Origin of the sequence: Methylobacterium guangdongense (assembly GCF_038442355.1) — a bacterium.
In the GTDB taxonomy this organism is placed as follows: Bacteria; Pseudomonadota; Alphaproteobacteria; order Rhizobiales; family Beijerinckiaceae; genus Methylobacterium; species Methylobacterium guangdongense.
This window is the reverse complement of sequence record NZ_JBBXMX010000019.1, coordinates 1-17,290: the sequence shown is the minus strand read 5'-3', so window position 1 is coordinate 17,290 and position 17,290 is coordinate 1. Positions and strand designations below refer to the sequence as shown.

Annotated in this window: 18 protein-coding genes; 11 read left to right on the top strand and 7 right to left on the bottom strand. The window is 71.3% G+C overall.

The genetic code is table 11. The annotated features are described in order from the left end of the window. Nucleotides 1-122 precede the first annotated feature (122 nt). Complete coding sequence (locus tag AAHG09_RS25530; protein ID WP_342110302.1) at nucleotides 123-1,082, bottom strand: molybdopterin-dependent oxidoreductase; 960 nt, start codon at nucleotides 1,080-1,082, stop codon at nucleotides 123-125. Then, nucleotides 1,079-1,939, bottom strand: a complete 861-nt coding sequence (locus AAHG09_RS25525) for a cytochrome b/b6 domain-containing protein (RefSeq protein WP_342110301.1) — start codon at nucleotides 1,937-1,939, stop codon at nucleotides 1,079-1,081. The genes AAHG09_RS25530 and AAHG09_RS25525 overlap by 4 nt, the downstream gene beginning before the upstream one ends. A 446-nt stretch (nucleotides 1,940-2,385) precedes the next feature. Here AAHG09_RS25525 and AAHG09_RS25520 point away from each other — a divergent pair, with 446 nt between their 5' ends. The 3 genes from AAHG09_RS25520 to coaA all read left to right on the top strand — a co-directional run bounded on the left by AAHG09_RS25520 (nucleotide 2,386) and on the right by coaA (nucleotide 4,966). Beyond that, entirely contained in the window at nucleotides 2,386-3,327 is a 942-nt protein-coding gene (locus AAHG09_RS25520; RefSeq protein ID WP_342110300.1) for an aspartate carbamoyltransferase catalytic subunit, read from the top strand. A 329-nt stretch (nucleotides 3,328-3,656) separates the two neighbouring features. Continuing rightward, complete coding sequence (locus tag AAHG09_RS25515) at nucleotides 3,657-3,980, top strand: phosphoribosyl-ATP diphosphatase (RefSeq protein ID WP_342110299.1); 324 nt, start codon at nucleotides 3,657-3,659, stop codon at nucleotides 3,978-3,980. Next, a complete protein-coding gene (coaA, locus tag AAHG09_RS25510) occupies nucleotides 3,977-4,966 on the top strand; it encodes a type I pantothenate kinase (protein ID WP_342110298.1) in 990 nt (329 codons plus the stop codon). Before AAHG09_RS25515 ends, coaA begins: the two co-directional genes overlap by 4 nt. A gap of 158 nt (nucleotides 4,967-5,124) precedes the next feature. Here the strand turns inward: coaA and thpR are convergent, their stop codons facing one another. Continuing rightward, entirely contained in the window at nucleotides 5,125-5,664 is a 540-nt protein-coding gene (gene thpR / locus AAHG09_RS25505; RefSeq protein WP_342110297.1) for an RNA 2',3'-cyclic phosphodiesterase, read from the bottom strand. Continuing rightward, a complete protein-coding gene (locus AAHG09_RS25500; protein ID WP_412760094.1) occupies nucleotides 5,664-6,359 on the bottom strand; it encodes an arylesterase in 696 nt (231 codons plus the stop codon). The genes thpR and AAHG09_RS25500 overlap by 1 nt, the downstream gene beginning before the upstream one ends. A 93-nt stretch (nucleotides 6,360-6,452) precedes the next feature. Between AAHG09_RS25500 and AAHG09_RS25495 the strand changes: the two genes are divergently transcribed. The 5 genes from AAHG09_RS25495 (at nucleotide 6,453) to AAHG09_RS25475 (ending at nucleotide 12,774) form a co-directional block, all read left to right on the top strand. Continuing rightward, the gene (locus tag AAHG09_RS25495) at nucleotides 6,453-7,154 is read left to right on the top strand and encodes an ABC transporter ATP-binding protein (RefSeq protein ID WP_342110296.1); all 702 of its coding nucleotides are present in this window, start codon (nucleotides 6,453-6,455) and stop codon (nucleotides 7,152-7,154) included. Further along, nucleotides 7,154-9,730 carry an ABC transporter permease gene (locus AAHG09_RS25490; RefSeq protein WP_342110295.1) on the top strand — a complete coding sequence of 859 codons (2,577 nt, stop codon included), beginning with the start codon at nucleotides 7,154-7,156 and terminating at the stop codon, nucleotides 9,728-9,730. Before AAHG09_RS25495 ends, AAHG09_RS25490 begins: the two co-directional genes overlap by 1 nt. Before the next feature lie 201 nt (nucleotides 9,731-9,931). Further along, nucleotides 9,932-10,669: a carbonic anhydrase gene (locus AAHG09_RS25485; protein ID WP_342110294.1), complete on the top strand. Its 738-nt coding sequence runs from the start codon at nucleotides 9,932-9,934 to the stop codon at nucleotides 10,667-10,669. 339 nt (nucleotides 10,670-11,008) lie between these two features. Continuing rightward, a complete protein-coding gene (locus AAHG09_RS25480) occupies nucleotides 11,009-11,779 on the top strand; it encodes a Bax inhibitor-1/YccA family protein (protein WP_342110293.1) in 771 nt (256 codons plus the stop codon). Nucleotides 11,780-11,880: 101 nt separating this feature from the next. Next, the gene (locus tag AAHG09_RS25475; RefSeq protein WP_342110367.1) at nucleotides 11,881-12,774 is read left to right on the top strand and encodes a dihydrodipicolinate synthase family protein; all 894 of its coding nucleotides are present in this window, start codon (nucleotides 11,881-11,883) and stop codon (nucleotides 12,772-12,774) included. Between the two features lie 10 nt (nucleotides 12,775-12,784). Here the strand turns inward: AAHG09_RS25475 and AAHG09_RS25470 are convergent, their stop codons facing one another. After that, nucleotides 12,785-13,159, bottom strand: a complete 375-nt coding sequence (locus AAHG09_RS25470) for a DUF2794 domain-containing protein (protein WP_342110292.1) — start codon at nucleotides 13,157-13,159, stop codon at nucleotides 12,785-12,787. Nucleotides 13,160-13,511: 352 nt separating this feature from the next. Between AAHG09_RS25470 and bluB the strand changes: the two genes are divergently transcribed. Both bluB and AAHG09_RS25460 read left to right on the top strand, forming a co-directional pair. After that, the gene (bluB, locus tag AAHG09_RS25465; RefSeq protein ID WP_342110366.1) at nucleotides 13,512-14,150 is read left to right on the top strand and encodes a 5,6-dimethylbenzimidazole synthase; all 639 of its coding nucleotides are present in this window, start codon (nucleotides 13,512-13,514) and stop codon (nucleotides 14,148-14,150) included. 182 nt (nucleotides 14,151-14,332) lie between these two features. Continuing rightward, a complete protein-coding gene (locus AAHG09_RS25460) occupies nucleotides 14,333-14,842 on the top strand; it encodes a L,D-transpeptidase (protein ID WP_342110291.1) in 510 nt (169 codons plus the stop codon). Nucleotides 14,843-14,993: 151 nt separating this feature from the next. On the opposite strand, the gene AAHG09_RS25455 is transcribed toward AAHG09_RS25460, so the two are convergent. After that, nucleotides 14,994-15,302, bottom strand: coding sequence for a cupin domain-containing protein (locus tag AAHG09_RS25455; protein WP_342110290.1), 309 nt, complete (start codon nucleotides 15,300-15,302; stop codon nucleotides 14,994-14,996). Nucleotides 15,303-15,363: 61 nt separating this feature from the next. Further along, complete coding sequence (locus AAHG09_RS25450) at nucleotides 15,364-15,579, bottom strand: DUF1674 domain-containing protein (protein ID WP_342110289.1); 216 nt, start codon at nucleotides 15,577-15,579, stop codon at nucleotides 15,364-15,366. A 56-nt stretch (nucleotides 15,580-15,635) separates the two neighbouring features. Between AAHG09_RS25450 and AAHG09_RS25445 the strand changes: the two genes are divergently transcribed. Beyond that, a complete protein-coding gene (locus tag AAHG09_RS25445) occupies nucleotides 15,636-17,015 on the top strand; it encodes an RsmB/NOP family class I SAM-dependent RNA methyltransferase (protein WP_412760093.1) in 1,380 nt (459 codons plus the stop codon). Nucleotides 17,016-17,290: the final 275 nt, after the last annotated feature.

Here is a 17,290-nt window from a genome sequence, read left to right as displayed (position 1 = left end):
GGAAAGAGGCGATGCAGGATGACACGCAACCCTTTCCCGGACGCATGCAGCGAAAGCGGAATGCGATCCGGGATCCAGCACGCGACGTGCCGCGTCAGCGGCTCGGAATCACGGCGGACGCCTCAGATCCCCGCGTACCACTCGTAGCCGCGATCCTCCCAGTAGCCGCCGCTGCCCTGGCCGATCCCGTCGAGCGATTCCACCATCTCGACCCGCATCACGTACTTGGCCTGCTTGTAGCCGAGCTGGCGCTCGACCCGCAGGCGCAGGGGGGCGCCGTTCGAGACCGGCAGCGGCTTGCCGTTGAGGTCGTAGGCGAGGATCGTCTGCGGGTTGAAGACATCATAGAGGCCGATGCTCTCGTAGTAGCGGATCGGGATCCCCGTCGGCTCGGGCTCCGGGGCGGGGCTACCCTGGCCCCAATCGTCGTTGGGCGCGTCGGTGGTGGTGGACGAGCCGCCCCAATCGTCGGCCGCGGCGAGCTGGACATAGGCCTCCCGGACCGCCCCCGGATGAGTCGGGCGCCAGAGGGACGCGCCCTGGTTGCGCGCCTTGCCGCCGCCCTTGGGTCCGGCCTCGACCTCCAGCGTGTCGGCGCAGTGGAACACGGCGTAGCGCGCCTGCGACTTCAGCCCGGCCTTCTTCAGGATCTCGGCGAGCGGCACGCCGCTCCACTGCCCGATGCAGCTCCAGCCCTCCACGCAATCGTGCCGGGTGATCTGGGTGCGCGCGGGCAGGGCGCGCAGGTCTGCGAGACTCAGCGACAGCGGCGTCTGCACGAGCCCGTCGACGGAGAGCTTGAAGTCCGAGAAGTTCTGCGCCGCCATGGCCCGGTAACCCCGGTCCGGCGGGTCGATCGTGCCGTTCGGCTTGAACCAGGGCGAGATCATCGAGGCCGGGAATTCCCGGGCCAGGGTCGTCGGCGACATCAGCAGGCGCTGGACGTACTGGTTGGCGTCCTCGCCGACCTTCAGGGTGCGCTGACCCGTCTCGGTCCCGGCGAACTTGTCGCAGCCGCCGAGGAGCGCGGTGCCCATCAGGCCGGCGCCCGCGGTGAGGAGCTTGCGGCGGTGGAGGATCATCGCGCGGTCTCCCGGTCGCGGCCGAGGCTGAACCAGCCGGTGATCATGCCGCGCATGTTGTTGACGAGCCCGGAGACGATCACGAGCACCACGTGGACCACCACGAACAGCACGATCAGCCCGGCCGCGATGAAGTGGACGCTGCGGGCCGATTGCCGGCCGCCGAACAGCTCGGTCAGCCAGGGCCAGGCGGCATCCATCCCGGGCGACATGGCGAGGCCGGCGAGGACCATGGCGGGCAGGAGGCCGAGAATCAGGACGAGATAGGTCAGCTTCTGGATCACGTTGTAGCGCTTGGCCTCGGTGCCCTCGGGGAAGCGCAGGAGCAGGTGCTCCTTCACCGAGCCGCCGAAGTCGCGGATCTGGTCGCCGTCCGGGATCAGGCGGCGGCGGAGCTGGCCGCTGAACAGGCCGTAGAGCAGGTAGACCGCGCCGTTGATCACGAGGAACCACGCGAACAGGAAGTGCCAGCGCCGTCCCGTGGCGAGGTCCTGATCGGCCGGCAGGGTCGCCCAGGCCGGGAAGGCGCGCTCCACCTCGGTGCCGTCCTGCTTCGACAGGCCGAGCACGCCGGTGGTGTCGAGGGTGTGCGAGCCGATCGTCACGATGCCGCGATTCGTGCCGTCGCGTCCCTGATCGCTGGTGATGGCGAGGGCCGGATTGTCGAAGGTCGAGGTCGCGCCCCAGTAGAGGGCCGGGTGGGCATTGAAGATCTGCAGGCCGCTCATCAGCAGGACGAGCAGCACCGCGGCGTTGATCCAATGCGCCAGCCGGATCACCAGCGGGTGGCGGTAGAACCAGCGGCGGCCCCGTCGGTCGACGGTCTCGGGGGCTTCGAGGGCAGGGGAGGCGGCCAAGCGTCTGGATCCCGGGTCAGCGGCGCGGGGCCGGGAGCGTACGAATCCCGACCGTTCGGGCGGATACGTGGCGCAGGGCCGTTCGGTTACCATCCGCCGGAAAAAAGGCCGCAGGCGACGCCCCGTCCAAGCAGCGACGCCGACTCGGAAAATCGACTTGCCAGGATCCGCGCGCCCTCCCTCCCCCCTCTGCGGGGGAGGGTGGCCCCCGAAGGGGGTCGGGAGAGGGGAACGACGGTGCAGAATGAGGCTGCGCCCATCTTTAAGGTTTCGCCCAATCCTGAACCCGGGTTCCCCTCTCCCGACCCCTTCTAACGAAGGGGCCACCCTCCCCCGCAAAGGGGGGAGGGGGATGCGCGGGGCCGGTCGGTCCACGTCTTCTCATATCGATGTCTGCCGAACAGCCTTGCCCCTCGGGCGCGCCGCACCTACACCCGGGCCTCATCATGACGAGCCTCGCGCCCTTCCCGCACCGGCACCTCCTCGGCATCGAGGGCCTGACCCGGCCCGACATCGAGGGGCTGCTCGACGCCGCCGATGCCGCCGTCGACATCTCCCGGCAGGTGGAGAAGAAGCGCACGACCCTGCGGGGCCGCACGCAGATCAACCTGTTCTTCGAGCCCTCGACGCGGACGCAATCCTCCTTCGAACTCGCCGGCAAGCGGCTCGGCGCCGACGTGATGAACATGTCGGTGGCCTCGTCCTCGGTGAAGAAGGGCGAGACCCTGATCGATACCGCCGCGACGCTGAACGCCATGCGGCCCGACATCATCGTGGTCCGCCACGAGTCGGCCGGCGCGGTGCATCTGCTCGCCCGAAAGGTCGATTGCGCGGTGGTCAATGCCGGCGACGGCGCCCACGAGCATCCGACCCAGGCGCTCCTCGATGCGCTGACCATCCGCCGCAACAAGGGCCGGATCGAGGGTCTGCAGGTGGCGATCTGCGGCGACGTCCTGCATTCGCGGGTGGCGCGCTCGAACCTCATCCTGCTGCAGGCCATGGGCGCGCGGGTCCGCCTGATCGCCCCCTCGACGCTGCTGCCCGCCGGCATCGAGCGCTTCGGCGTCGAAACCTTCACGGACATGCGCAAAGGCCTCGTCGGCTGCGACATCGTGATGATGCTGCGCCTCCAGCGCGAGCGCATGAACGGCTCGTTCGTGCCCTCCGTGAAGGAGTATTTCCGATACTTCGGCCTCGACGGCGAGAAGCTGGCGCTGGCCAAGCCCGATGCCCTGGTGATGCATCCGGGGCCGATGAACCGCGGCGTCGAGATTTCCTCCGAGATCGCCGACGGGGCGCAGTCGCTGATCCGCGAGCAGGTCGAGATGGGCGTCGCCGTCCGCATGGCCGTGCTGGAGGCGCTCGCCCGACACCTGCCGAACGGGTAGGGCGGCGCGGCTCGTTGGGGGATGCCACGCGCCACTTTCCCGGACGCCTGCAACGCAGTGGAAGGCGATCCGGGACCCAGCACGAGAGGCGCCGCGCAAGCGGCACAGGTTGAATCAGATGGACGCTCCGCGACGTCTTGCGCTGGATCCCGGGTCGCAGTCCGCGTGCGCTTCATGCGCCCGGGAAAAGGGTGGCGCGGGCCGCAGGCCGGACAATCCCCGCCCAGCTTCACCCGCCCGGCTTGCCCCTGACCCGGTCGTGGCGCAGTTTCCTGCCGAAAATCGGCCCGGATCCGTATAAGGGGCCGGCGTAACATGCAGATCGCTTCATGACCGCCTACACGCTCGCCGACCTCGCCGCCCTCGTGGCGAGCCGCGCCGGGACCGATCCCGCCACCTCCTACACCGCCAAGCTCCTGTCCGAGGGCCCCGCCAAGGCGGCGAAGAAACTCGGCGAGGAGGCGGTGGAGGCGGCGATCGCGGCCGTCCAGGGCGACAGGACCGGCCTGCGCAACGAGGCCGCGGACGTGCTCTACCACCTCGTTGTCCTGCTGCGGGCCGGCGGCGTGGACCTCGCCGACGTGATGGCCGAGCTGGAGCGGCGCACCGCGCAGAGCGGCATCGCCGAGAAGGCCGCGAGGCGCCCCGCGTGAACGCGGCCGCGCTGCCCGGCACGGTCGAGGCGATCCTCGAAGCGTCGGACGGGCTCTCGCCCTATCGCCGCTTCAGCCGCGAGGAATGGGCCCAGCTGCGGGCCGACACGCCGCTCACCCTCAAGCAGGAGGATCTGGAGCGGCTTCAATCGATCAACGACCCGATCTCGGTGGAGGAGGTGGTCGCGATCTATCTGCCGCTGTCGCGGCTGCTCGCCCTCTACGTCGCGGCGACGCAGGGGCTGTTCAAGGCGACGCAGCGCTTCCTGCTGGCCGAGCGCGAGACCAAGGCGCCCTACATCATCGGGCTCGCCGGCTCGGTGGCGGTGGGCAAGTCCACGACCGCCCGCATCCTGACCGCCCTGCTGGCGCGCTGGCCCAACACCCCGAAGGTCGATCTCGTCACCACCGACGGGTTCCTGCTGCCCAACGCCGAGCTCGCCGCCAACGGCCTGATGGAGCGCAAGGGGTTCCCCGAGAGCTACGACACCGCGGCGCTGCTGCGCTTCCTCCACGACGTGAAGGCGGGCCACAAGCGGGTGACCGCGCCGCTCTACTCGCACCTCGTCTACGACCGGGTGCCCGGGGAGGAGCGGGTGGTGGAGAGCCCCGACATCCTGATCGTCGAGGGCCTGAACGTGCTCCAGCCCGCCCGCCTGCCGCGGGACGGGACCGCGATCCCGTTCGTGTCCGACTTCTTCGACTTCTCGATCTATCTCGACGGCCACGAGGACGACCTGCACCGCTGGTACGTCACGCGCTTCATGAAGCTGCGCCAGACGGCATTCCGCGATCCGCGCTCGTACTTCCGGAAATACGCCGAGATCCCCGAGAGCGAGGCGCTCGACATCGCCGACCGGCTCTGGACCACGATCAACCTGCCCAACCTGCGCGAGAATATTCTGCCGACCCGCCAGCGGGCGAGCCTGATCCTGACGAAGGGCGCGAGCCATCGGATCGAGAGCGTGGCGTTGCGGCGGCTGTAGGCTTCTTGAAGTCCCAACCCTCCACCTCATCCTGAGGTGCCCGCGAAGCGGGCCTCGAAGGAGGGCTCCAGAGATCGCGCGGCTGGCTGGAGAGCTCCTTCGAGGCCTGCGCTGCGCTCCGGCACCTCAGGATGAGGTGGAGGATTGGAGTGGCCGTTCTACGCGAACGGAAATTCCGCCTCCGCCACATACGGCCCGCCCCCGGTCGAGTCCCGCGCCGAGAACAGCGTCACCCGGTCCATGGCGAACGTCAGCGGCGCGAAGACCGGCGCCTGCGAGAGATACATCGCCGTCGCCTCCGGGGTCGCGTCGCGGCGCAGCCGGGCCAGCGTGATGTGCGGGGTGAACTTCCGCCGTTCCGGCTCCACCCCGGACCGGCGGACGAGCCGCTCCTGCTCGGCCTGGAGATCCGTCAGCGCCGGATCGGCCGCCACCGAGGCGTAGAGCGCCCGGGGCTTGTCGCCGCCGAACAGGCCGAGGCCGTCGAGCGTCACCGTGAGGGCCGGGCGCGCCCGCATCTCGGCGAGCGCCTCCATGACGTCGTCGGCCGTCCGCGCATCGATGTCGCCGATGAAGCGCAGCGTCACGTGGAAGTCGTCCGGGTCGATCCAGCGGGCGCCGGGCAGCCCACCCTGATAGACCTCGAGCGCTTCGGCGACCGCATGCGGCACGGCGAGCCCGGTGAACAGGCGCGGCACTAGCGCGACGCCCCCTGCCGGAGGCCCCCCAGAAACGTCTCCACCGTCGGCAGCATGCGGGCCGCGATGGTCTCCACCCCCTGCCGATTCGGGTGCAGCATGTCGTCGAGGTGCTGGGCCCGGTCGCCGATGATCCCGTCGAGGAAGAACGGGTATAGGGTCAGGTCGTAGCGCTTGGCGAGCGTCGGGAAGATCGCGTCGAACCGCGCCTTGTAGTCCGGCCCGAGATTGGGCGCGGCCTGCATGCCGGCGATCAGGACCGGGATGCCCCGGGCCTTCAGCCGCGCGATGATCGCCGACAGCGCCCCCTCGGTCACCGTCGGGTCGGTGCCGCGCAGCATGTCGTTGGCGCCGAGTTCGAGGATCACGCCGTCGGTCCCGTCCGGCACCGACCAGTCGACCCGGTCGAGGCCGCCGGTGGCCGTGTCGCCCGAGACGCCGGCATTGGCGACCGTCACGTCCGCGCCCCTGGCCTTGAGCATGCGCTCCAGCACGGCGGGGAAGGCGGCGTCGGCCGGGAGCTTGTAGCCCGCGGTGAGGCTGTCGCCGAGGGCGACGAGCTTGATCGGGCCGCCGGGGGCGGCCTGCGTCGCTGTCATGAAGGGGACCATCAGAAGCGCTAGCGCTGCGGCAAACAGGGCCGTGCGCCGGAACACGGCGCCGCCGTCATGGCGCGGCCCCAATGGGCGACCCATATCGCGGTGCAACCACGGCCCGTGCAGCCAGGATCGTAACCAGGACAGGACCTCGCGCGCCATGCTCGTCATCGCCCACAGATCGTCCGCCCAATGAACCAAGGCAAGGTGGTTGGCGCACCCGCGATCGCGCTGTCCGACATCGATCTCAGCCTCGGACGCGGGGCCGCCCGGGTCCACGTGCTGCGCGGCATCTCGCTGACCATCGACCGCGGCGAGGCGGTGGGGCTCGTCGGGCCGTCCGGCTCGGGCAAATCGACGCTGCTGATGGTGATGGCCGGTCTGGAGCGGCCCGATTCCGGCGGCGTCGTGATCGAGGAGACCGACCTCGTCCGCCTCGACGAGGACGCGCTCGCCCGGTTCCGGGGCCGGCGGATCGGCATCGTGTTCCAGGCCTTCCACCTCGTGCCGACCATGACGGCGCTGGAGAACGTGGCGCTCCCGCTGGAACTCGCCGACCGGCCGGGCGCCCTGGAGCGGGCCCGCGCCGAGCTGGAGGCGGTGGGCCTCGGGCACCGGCTGCACCATTACCCGGCGCAGCTCTCCGGCGGCGAGCAGCAGCGCGTCGCCATCGCCCGGGCGGTCGCCCCCGACCCGGCGATCCTGGTGGCCGACGAGCCCACCGGCAACCTCGACGAGGCCACCGGCCGGCAGATCGTCGATCTCCTGTTCCGGCTGAAGCGGGACCGCGGCGCGACTTTGGTGCTGGTCACCCACGACAACGGCCTCGCCCGCCTGTGCGACCGCACCGTGCGCCTGCGCTCCGGGCGGATCGAGGAAGCGGTGGCGGCCTGATGCACGGCACGATCACCCGCCCCGAACCCAACCGCCGCCGCATCCCGCTCACCCTGCGCCTCGCTCTGCGCGAGCTGCGCGCCGGGCTCTCGGGCTTCGCGGTGTTCCTCGCCTGCATCGCGCTCGGCGTCATGGCGATCGCGGGCGTGGCGTCGATCTCGCGCTCGCTCTCGGACGGGCTCGGCCGGGAGGGCCGGCGCATCCTCGGGGGCGACCTCGCCTACAACCTGATCAACCGCGAGGCGACCGACGCGGAGAGGCAGGCCCTGGCGCGGGAAGGCAAGCTCGACGTCGTCGCCTCCCTGCGGGCGATGGCGGTGGCGCCGAGCGGCGATGCGGCGCTCGTCGAGCTGAAGGCCGTCGATCCCGCCACCTATCCGGCCGCGGGCGAGCTCGCCACCGACCCGGCGGGCCGCCCGGCCGATCTCCTGGCGGACCGCGACGGGGTGCCGGGGGCGCTGGCCGACCCGGCGCTCCTCACGCGCCTCGCCGTCAAGGTCGGCGACCGGATCACGATCGGCGGCCATCCGATCGCGATCCGCGGGACCATCGTGTCGGAGCCCGACAAGATCGCGGGCGGCATCGGCTTCGGGCCGCGGCTGATGATCTCCGAGCCGACCCTGCGCGCCACCGGCCTCGTCCAGCCCGGCAGCCTCAACCGCTGGAGCTACCGCCTCATCCTGCCGCCCGGCACGCCGGATGCCGACCTCGACGCCGCGCAGGCGCGCATCAAAGCCGCGACTCCGGAGGCCGGCTGGGAGATCCGCTCGCGCAGCAACGCCGATCCGCGCTTCGCCAAGAGTATCGAGCGGTTCACGCAGTTCCTGACGCTCGTCGGGCTCACTGCGCTGATCGTCGGCGGGGTCGGGGTCGGCAACGCGGTCCACGCCTTCGTGGAGCGCAAGCGGCCCTCCATCGCGACCCTCAAGAGCGTCGGCGCGCCGGGCTCGCAGGTGGTCGCCCTGTACCTGACGCAGGTGATGCTGATCGCCGGCCTCGGCACGCTCATCGGCCTCGTGATCGGGGCGAGCCTGCCCTTCCTTCTCGACGCCCTGTTCTCCGCCGACCTGCCGCTGCCGCTCAATCCGACGCTCGCCCCGGGGGAGCTGGCGCTGGCGGCCGCCTACGGGTTGATCACCGCCTTCGCGTTCGCGATCACGCCGCTCGGCCGCGCCCACGACGTGCCGGTCTCCGGCCTGTTCCGCGACACGGTCGATCGCGCCCGGGTGCGCCCGCGCTGGCGCTACCGGATCTGGCTGGCCCTCAGCCTCGCGGCGCTCGTCGGCCTGTCGGTGGCGACCGCCTTCGACCGGCGGGTGGCGCTGATCTTCATCGCGGCGGCCGCCATCGCGTTCGGCCTGCTGCATCTGGTGGCCCTCGGCCTGATGGCGGCGGCCCGGCGCCTGCCGCATCCGCGCTGGCCGGCGCCCCGGATGGCCCTCGCCAATCTCCACCGGCCGGGCGCCCTGACGCCCGCCATCGTCCTGTCGCTCGGCCTCGGCGTGACGCTCCTCGTGACCCTCAGCCTGATCGACGCCAATGTCCGCCGGACGATCAGCGCGACCCTGCCTTCCCGGGCGCCGAACCTCTTCTTCCTCGACATCCCCTCGCGGGACGCCGCCCAGTTCCGGGAATTCCTGGCGCGCTCGGCGCCGAACGGGAAGATCGAGGACGTGCCGATGATGCGCGGCCGGATCGTCGCCCTAAACGGCGTGCCGGCGGGCAAGATCCGCGCGCCGGAGGACGCCGCCTGGGTGCTCGACGGCGACCGCGGCATCACCTACGCCGACACGGTGCCGGAGGGCTCGAGCCTCACCGAAGGCGCGTGGTGGAGCGCCGAGCAGGGCGCCAAGCCGCTCGTCTCCTTCGAGGCCGACCTCGCCCGCCAGCTCGGCCTGAAGCTCGGCGACACCGTGACGGTGAACGTGCTCGGCCGCGACCTCACCGCGACGATCTTCAACCTGCGCCGGGTGGAGTGGCGCAACCTCGGCATCAACTTCGTGATGGTGTTCTCGCCCGGCACCTTCCGCGGCGCGCCGCATTCGGACCTCGCCACCCTGACGCTGCCCGGCGGCACCGATGCGGGGGTCGAGAACCACATCCTGCGGGACGTCGCAAAAACCTTCCCGTCGGTGAGCGCCGTGCGGGTGAAGGACGCGCTCGACGCGATCGGCGACCTCGTCGGCCGGCTGGTCCTGGCGATCCGGGGGGCGAGCGCGGTGGCGGTGCTGGCGAGCCTGTTCGTTCTGGCCGGCGCCATCGCGGCCGGGCACCGGGCGCGGCTCTACGATGCCGTGGTGCTCAAGGTGCTCGGCGCCAGCCGGTCCCGCCTGCTCACCGCCTACGCCATCGAGTACGCGGCCCTCGGCCTCGCCACCGCCCTGTTCGGGCTGGCCGCCGGCACGCTCGCCGGCTGGGTGATCGTCGCCAAGGTGATGCACCTCGACTTCCGGCTGGACCTCTCGGGCGCGCTGGTGGCCGCGCTGGCCGCCGTGGCGCTGGCGATCCTGCTCGGGCTCGCCGGCACGTGGCGGATCCTGGGGCAGAAGCCGGCGCCGTACCTGCGCCAGATCTGAGCGGAGCAACCCGCCGGACTGGCTCGTGAAGCCCGATCGATCCTGCCGAATTTGGCTGTCCGATCCCGCTGCCAAGCGCCGCACCGGCCGGCGGGATGACGCTCGGCCTATCGGACGTCCCACACGCCAGCGGCCCGACGGTCGCCGGCTTGCCCCGCGCGCGTTTCGGCGGTGCGGGCGCCAAGGGGGTAATCATCCGACATGCACAGGACCTGTGATTGCTGCGCCCAGACCGGTCTGCGTTTGGGCCGCAGACATCTGCTGTTCGGGGCCGCGGGCGTTCTGGCGGCCACCGCCCTTCCGAGCGGGGGCGCGCAGGCGGCCAGCCCGGTGGCGAAGACCCAGCTGAGCCCGGCCGACGCGCTCAGGCTGATGAAGGACGGCAACGAGAACTTCCGGAACGAGGCGCCGTCGCTGGCGGCGAACGGCCGTGAGCGACGGCTCGAACTCGCCCGCGGGCAGGCGCCGTTCTGCGTGCTCGTGGGCTGTTCCGACAGCCGGGTCTCGCCGGAGATCCTGTTCGGGCGCGGCCTCGGCGAGCTGTTCATCGTCCGCAATGCCGGCAACACCGTCGACACGGCGGCGCTGGGCAGCATCGAGTACGCCGTGGGCGTCCTCGGCGTGCCCCTCGTGATCGTCCTCGGGCACCAGTCCTGCGGCGCCGTCGCGGCCGCGGTGGATGTGGTCCAGACCAACGCGACCTTCCCGGGTGTCATCGGCGAGATGGTGCAGCCGATCGTGCCGGCGGTGCTGGAGGCGAAGGCCCAGGGCGGCGACCTGCTCGAAGCCTCCGTCCGGAGCAACGCGCGCCGGGTCGCGAAGCGACTCACCACCCAGAGCCTGGTCATCAAGGACGCGTTGAACGCCGGCACCGTGAAGGTCGTGGGCGCCCGCTACGGCCTCTCCGACGGCCACGTGGAGTGGATGGAGGATATCTGAGCCCCGCGGCGGGCAGCGGCGGCCCGGCGTTGCGTGGCCGTATCGAGCGGTGCCGTTAAGCAGCCGTCAAGATTTCGCCCGGGGCCGGTGAAGTGCAGGGGCCGGGCGAGAGCGGGTCGAACGCGGTGCACCGGCGGGGATTGCGTTTTAATCCCTGATCCGATGGACAAAAATACATCGTCCGGACATCGAAAACCGGCCCCGCAACCGTGGCCGGGGACTTGTGTCGGGGGCGCGCGCGCAACATATTCCGGGACGAGGCGCCAGTCCGGCGCCAGAGGTCCTGCGTGGGCCTCGCCTGAAACACCACGCTGAGAGAGCCTCCGCAAGGAAACTCCCATGGCATTCGAGAACAGCCCCTTCCGGTACGGCGCCCAGCAGCCGACGGGCTACGCCGGCACCCAGGTCGAGGTCGACCAGGGCCTGCGTGCCTTCATGCTCGGCGTCTACAACAACATGATCGTCGGCCTCGGGATCTCCGGTCTCGTCGCCCTCGGCCTGAACATGGCCTCGGTCGCGGCCTACCAGGGTACGCGCCCGGTCCTGACCCAGTTCGGTCAGGTGCTCTACACCAGCCCGCTCAAGTGGGTGCTGATGCTCGCCCCGCTGGCGTTCATCTTCGTCTTCTCGATGCGGATGGACCGCATGTCGGCCGCCTCGGCGCGGACGATGTTCTTCGCCTTCGCGGCGGTGATGGGCGCCTCGATGTCCTCGCTCCTGCTGGTCTTCACCGGCGCGAGCGTGGTGCAGGTGTTCTTCATCACGGCGGCGGCCTTCGGCTCGCTGAGCCTGTGGGGCTACACCACGAAGCGCAGCCTGTCGGGCATGGGCTCGTTCCTGATGATGGGCCTGATCGGCATCATCCTTGCCTCGCTGGTGAACATCTTCTTCGCCTCGTCGGCCCTCCAGTTCGCCATCTCGGTGCTGGGTGTGCTGATCTTCGCGGGGCTGACCGCCTACGACACCCAGAAGCTCAAGGAGATGTATCTCTACGGCGGCTTCAATGGTGAGATGGCGGCCAAGATGTCGGTCAACGGCGCCCTGACGCTCTATCTCGACTTCATCAACATGTTCCAGTTCCTGCTCAGCCTGATCGGCGACCGCCGCTAGGCAAGACGGACTGAACAAGACTGAATGAGGAAGCCCCGGCGGGACACCGCCGGGGCTTCTTTTTGCCTGACGAGCCGGCGCTCGGGCGCTACCCTGCCGGCATGCTGCGACTCACCGGCCTCTCCGCCTTCCCGATCACGCCGAGCGACGCCGAGGGCCGCGTCGAGGCCGAGGCCCTGCGCCGGCTGCTGGAGCCGCTGGCGGCGGCCGGGGTCGATTCGATCGGCCTGCTCGGCAGCACCGGTACCTACGCCTACCTGTCCCGCGACGCGCGGCGCCGCGCGGTGGAGATCGCCGCCGAGACCGTGTCCGGCCGGGTGCCGCTCCTGGTCGGCATCGGCGCGCTGCGCACCGACGAGGCGATCCGTCTGGCGCAGGATGCGCGCGCGGCCGGCGCGGCCGCGGGGCTCCTCGCGCCCGTGTCGTACACGCCGCTCACGGACGCCGAGGTGTTTGCGCATTTCGAGGCCGTGGCGGGGGAGGGCGGCCTGCCGCTGGTGATCTACGACAATCCGGCGACGACGCATTTCCGCTTTGCGCCGGAGCTGATCGGCCGGATCGCGTGCTTGCCGGGCGTGATCGCCGCCAAATGCTCGGCGCCGGGGCCGGACGCCGCCGCGGCCGGCGTGGCCGTTCTCCGGGCTGCCGTACCGACCGGTTTTCCGGTCGGGTTCAGCGGCGACTGGAACGCCGCCGAGGCGCTGATCGCCGGGGGCGCCGCGTGGTTCAGCGTGGCGGCGGGCCTGTTCCCGCGGGCGTGCCTGGCCATCGTCCGGGCGGCCGAGGCGGGGGACGCCGATCGCGCCCGGGCCCTGAACGCCGAACTCGAGCCGCTCTGGGCGCTGTTCCGGGCCCATTCCAGCCTGCGGGTCGTCTACGCGCTGGCCGAGATCCTCGGCCTCTGCCGGGCCGAGCCGCCGCGTCCGATCCGGCCGCTCCCGCCAGAGGTCCGGGCGGAGATCGCCGCGACCCTCAGTGGGCTGTCCCTGTCCTGAGATCGGCCCGTCACACCGCCCGGGGCGCCGGCTCCAGCACGGCGAGCACCCGGGCGAGCTCGGTGCCGCGCTTCAGGATCTGGCCGCTCGCCGCGATCACCGCGTAGGCGCCCTGGCGGCGGGCGAGCTTCGGATCCTTCTCGATCCGGTACAGCGGCATCTCGGAGGTGCGGCGGTAGATCGAGAACACCGCCTTGTCGCGCCGGAAATCGAGGGCGTAGTCGCGCCACTCGCCGGCCGCGACCTGCCGGCCATAGAGGTTCAAGATCACGCGCAACTCGTCCCGGTTGAAGGCGATCTGGGGCGGCGCCGCGCGGGCCGGGAAGGGAATCACGTGGCCGGCCGCCTCGTCGGGCCCCGACCCGACGCCCATCCGCTCAGTCATTCGAACTCCCGCGCATCCTTGCTTTGCCGAATGATGGCCCCCGCCGGAGCGGCCCGCAAGGGTGCTGACCGGGCCCATTCGTGTCGCCCAGGACACATCCAAGCGACAAAAAACACCGTTCCGCCCGATTCGCGCCTTTTGCGAGCCGCGTTGCGGTGGCACAACAGGCGTCGAACCTCGCCGGTGTCTGACCGGCCGGCGCCCGCGACCCAGCTCCCCAGCCATCGGTCGCCGGTCGGGCTCCCAGGGCCCGGCACTCCGAGGTTTCGAGACCCAAGGACTTCAGGCCGCCCCACCCGGGCGGCCTTTTTTCTGTTCCGGTCCGGGCCGGGATGCCTGTATGCCACACGCCATGGGGCCGCCCGCCTTCGACGACGCCTTCCTGCAGGATCTCGACGCGCTGTTCGCGTGGCGCCGGGACGTGCGCCGCTTCCGAACCGACCCGGTCGATGCGGACCGGCTCGACGCCTGCCTCGCGGCGGCCCACCGGGCCCCGTCGGTCGGCAACAGCCGACCCTGGCGCTTCGTGCGGGTCTCGGACCCCGACCGGCGGGCCGCCATCATGGCGAGCTTCGGCCGCTGCAACGCGGCGGCGGCGGAGCGCTACGATGCGGATCGGGCGGCGCGCTACCGGGCCCTGAAGCTCGCCGGCCTGCGGGAGGCGCCGATCCACCTCGCGGCCTTCTGCGATACGGCGACCGAGACCGGCCTCGGCCTCGGCCGGGCCAGCATGCCGGAGACCCTGGCGTATTCGGTGGTCGGCGCGGTCCAGTGCTTCTGGCTGGCGGCCCGGGCGCGGGGGCTCGGCGTCGGCTGGGTCTCGATCCTCGAACCCGAGGCGGTGACGGCGATCCTGGCGGTGCCCGAGACGTGGCGGCTCGTCGCCTACCTGTGCGTCGGCCATCCGGTGGAGGAGCACCGCGATCCGGAACTGGAGCGCCACGGCTGGCAGGACGAGGATGCGCGCGGCCGCAGGTTGTTCGAGCGCTGAGCGACGCCGCCGCAAGGTCTGAAGTCGGGCCCAAGATTTCGGCAGGTGGATTTACGTTGCTGCTTTACCGTAATCCCTGCTTTCAGGTGCCATCCCCACGTCAACCAGTGCTTCCCCTGGAACGCCAAGCTCGACCGTGGATTACTCGGCCGCAGCGTATCGTGCGTATCGAGGAACGGGTTATGTCGGGTCGGGTGGCGGCTTCATGGGGATTGGCCGGCGCGATGCTGGCCGGATGTCTTGGCGGCGCGCAGGCGCGCGAGATCGTGCCGTTCCAGAACGGCGTCGCGCCAGGCTCGATCGTGATCAGCGTGACGCAGCGCAAGCTCTACTTGGTCAACGGCGACGGGACGGCGATCCGCTACCCCGTGGCGGTGGGCAAGCCCGGCAAGCAATGGTTCGGCACCGCCGCGATCGACGGCAAGTACGTGGCGCCGGCCTGGTCGCCGCCCGCCGAGGTCAAGCGCGACAACCCGCGCCTGCCGAACCTGATCGCAGGCGGCTCGCCGCACAACCCGATGGGCGCGGCCGCCATGACGCTGCAGGGCGGCCAGTACGCGATCCACGGCACCAACCGCCCGAGCTCGGTCGGCACCTGGGCGTCCTATGGCTGCATCCGGATGTACAACCAGGACGTGGTCGATCTCTACGCCCGGGTCGATGTCGGCACGCCGGTCTACATGACGCACTGACATCAAGTCCGGGTTTCGAAAGGTCGGGACCTTTCGCGGGTCCAGGGCAGAGCCCTGGTGCCGGACTTCGTCCGGTGCCGGGCTTCGCCCGATCTCAAGGCTCGGCCCTGAGAACCCGCCAAAGGGCGGAGCCCTTTGGGATCCCGGACTCTCAGCCGGCCGGCGGCGCGGTCGCTTCGACGGCCGTGAAAGTCTCCAGGATCCGGTAAGTGTGCTCGGCCCCGGCCGGCACGCAGTAGGAATCGCCGGCCGCAAGGGTGACGGTCTCGCCGCCCACCACCAGCTCTGCCTTGCCGCTGATCACGTAGCCCACGGTCTCGTGGGGGGATGTGGTCATCGGCTTGTCGTTGTTCGGCTCCTCGCCGCGCCACATGCGCATGCCGAGCCGTTCGCCGCGGGCCAGGGCGATCTCGCCGTGCGGCCCCTCGGCCGTCCCCCGAGCCGATACCTTCGTCGCCATTGCGTGCTCTCCCTGTCGATCAGGCAGGGGCAACGGCCCTCGGGCCGCCGCGTTCCGGCCGTCAGAAGTCGACCGCGAGGCCCTTAACCTCCCAGTCGTCGTAGCGCACCGGCTCCAGGCCGCCGCGACCCTGGCGCTCCGGCTTGGCGCTGATCTCGGCCGCGCGGGCGTCGATCGCGGCGCGGCGTTCGGCCGCCTCCGCCAGCGCACGCTCCGCCGCCGGGCTCAGCGTGCGGGATGCGGCCCCGGTTGCGTTCTGGTCGTTCTGGTCTTGCATCGCGCTCGCTCGGGTGTGAGGGCGTTAAGTCGAGAGAATTCGGCTTCGGAGCAGAAGTGGCATCGCGGGACATCGGCCGCAACACGCGGACCAAGACTTCACCGCAGGGGACGGGCGCCGACACGGCGGGCCTCGGCGCCCGGCGGGCCGCGCAGCGGGCGGTCGCGGCGCTGATCGGCCAGGAGCGCCCGCCCGCCCTCGACGAGGCGTTGGCGCAGGCGATCCGCACCGAGGCGCTGGCGCCGGCGGACGCCGCCCTGGCCCGGGCCATCGCGGTCGCGACCTTCCGGCGCTACGGTCAGATCCGCGGGGCGCTCAGCCATCGACTGGAGCGCGGGCTCCCCACCGCCAAGCCCCAGCTCATGGCGCTCCTCGCCACCGCGACCGCCCAGATCCTCGATCTTGCGGTCCCCGACCATGCCGCCGTCGATTGCGCGGTGCGGCTCGCCAAGGCGGACAACCGGACGGCCCATCTCGCCGGCCTCGTCAACGCGGTGCTGCGCCGGATCGCCCGGGAGCGCGCCGCCATCCTGGCCGAGGGCGCCGACGCCCTGGCGACCAACACGCCGAACTGGCTCGCCCGCCGCTGGAGCGCCGCCTACGGGCCGGAGGTCGCGGGCGCGATCGCGCGGGCGCATCTGGCGGGCGCCGCGATCGACCTGACCCCGCGGGGGGACCCGGCGGACTGGGCCGAGCGGCTCGGCGCCGTGCGGCTCCCCACCGGCTCCCTGCGCCTGCCGGAGAACGGGCCGGCGATCCCGGATCTGCTGGGCTTCCAGGAGGCGGCGTGGTGGGTGCAGGATGCCGCTGCGGCGATCCCCGCCCGGCTGCTCGCATCCGGTCCCGGCGCCCGCGTCCTCGACCTCTGCGCCGCCCCGGGCGGCAAGACGATGCAGCTCGCCGCCACGGGCGCGCACGTCACCGCAATCGACCGCTCCGCCCCCCGGCTGGAGCGCCTGCGCGAGAACGTCGCGCGGCTCGGCTTCGATGTGGAGATCGTGGTGGCGGACGCCCTGGCGCTGGAGGGGCAGGACCATGACGCGGTGCTCCTCGACGCCCCCTGCTCGGCCACCGGCACGATCCGGCGCCACCCGGACGTCGCCTGGACCAAGGCGGAGGCCGATATCGGCCGGCTCGCCGCGCTTCAGGGCAAGCTTCTGGACCACGCGGCCGGGCTGGTGCGGCCGGGCGGACGCTTGGTCTACTGCACCTGCTCGCTGGAGCCGGAGGAGGGCGAGGCGCAGGTCGCGGCCTTCCTCGCACGGGATGCGCGGTTCACGCGCGTACCCGTGCGGGCCGAGGAGGTCGGCGGCGCGGCTGAGCTGATCGACGCGAACGGTGATCTGCGCACGCTGCCGTGTCACTTCGCCGAGGTGCCGGGTGCCCGCGGTGGGCTCGACGGGTTCTTCGCGAGCCGGTTGCAGCGCGCGGGGTAGGGGCGGCTCGTTCGAAGGGCAGTGCCGGCGCGGATGTCGCCCTTGACAATGTTCCTATTTTGTGCTCATTAGCCGCCACCTGTCCGCGGCGTTGCCGGGGTGACCCTTCGGGGTGATCCGGCGGCGTCCTTCGGGGGCCCGTCCGGTAGCTGACCGGTCGGGTCTGCGGATGGGGCGGTGCCCGCGTCGGTGGCTTCAGCCGCCATCGCCCCGGGCGGCGGAACCGGTACAGGGCGTGCTCGGATGCGGGGCGTGAGAAACAACGCTGAACCCGG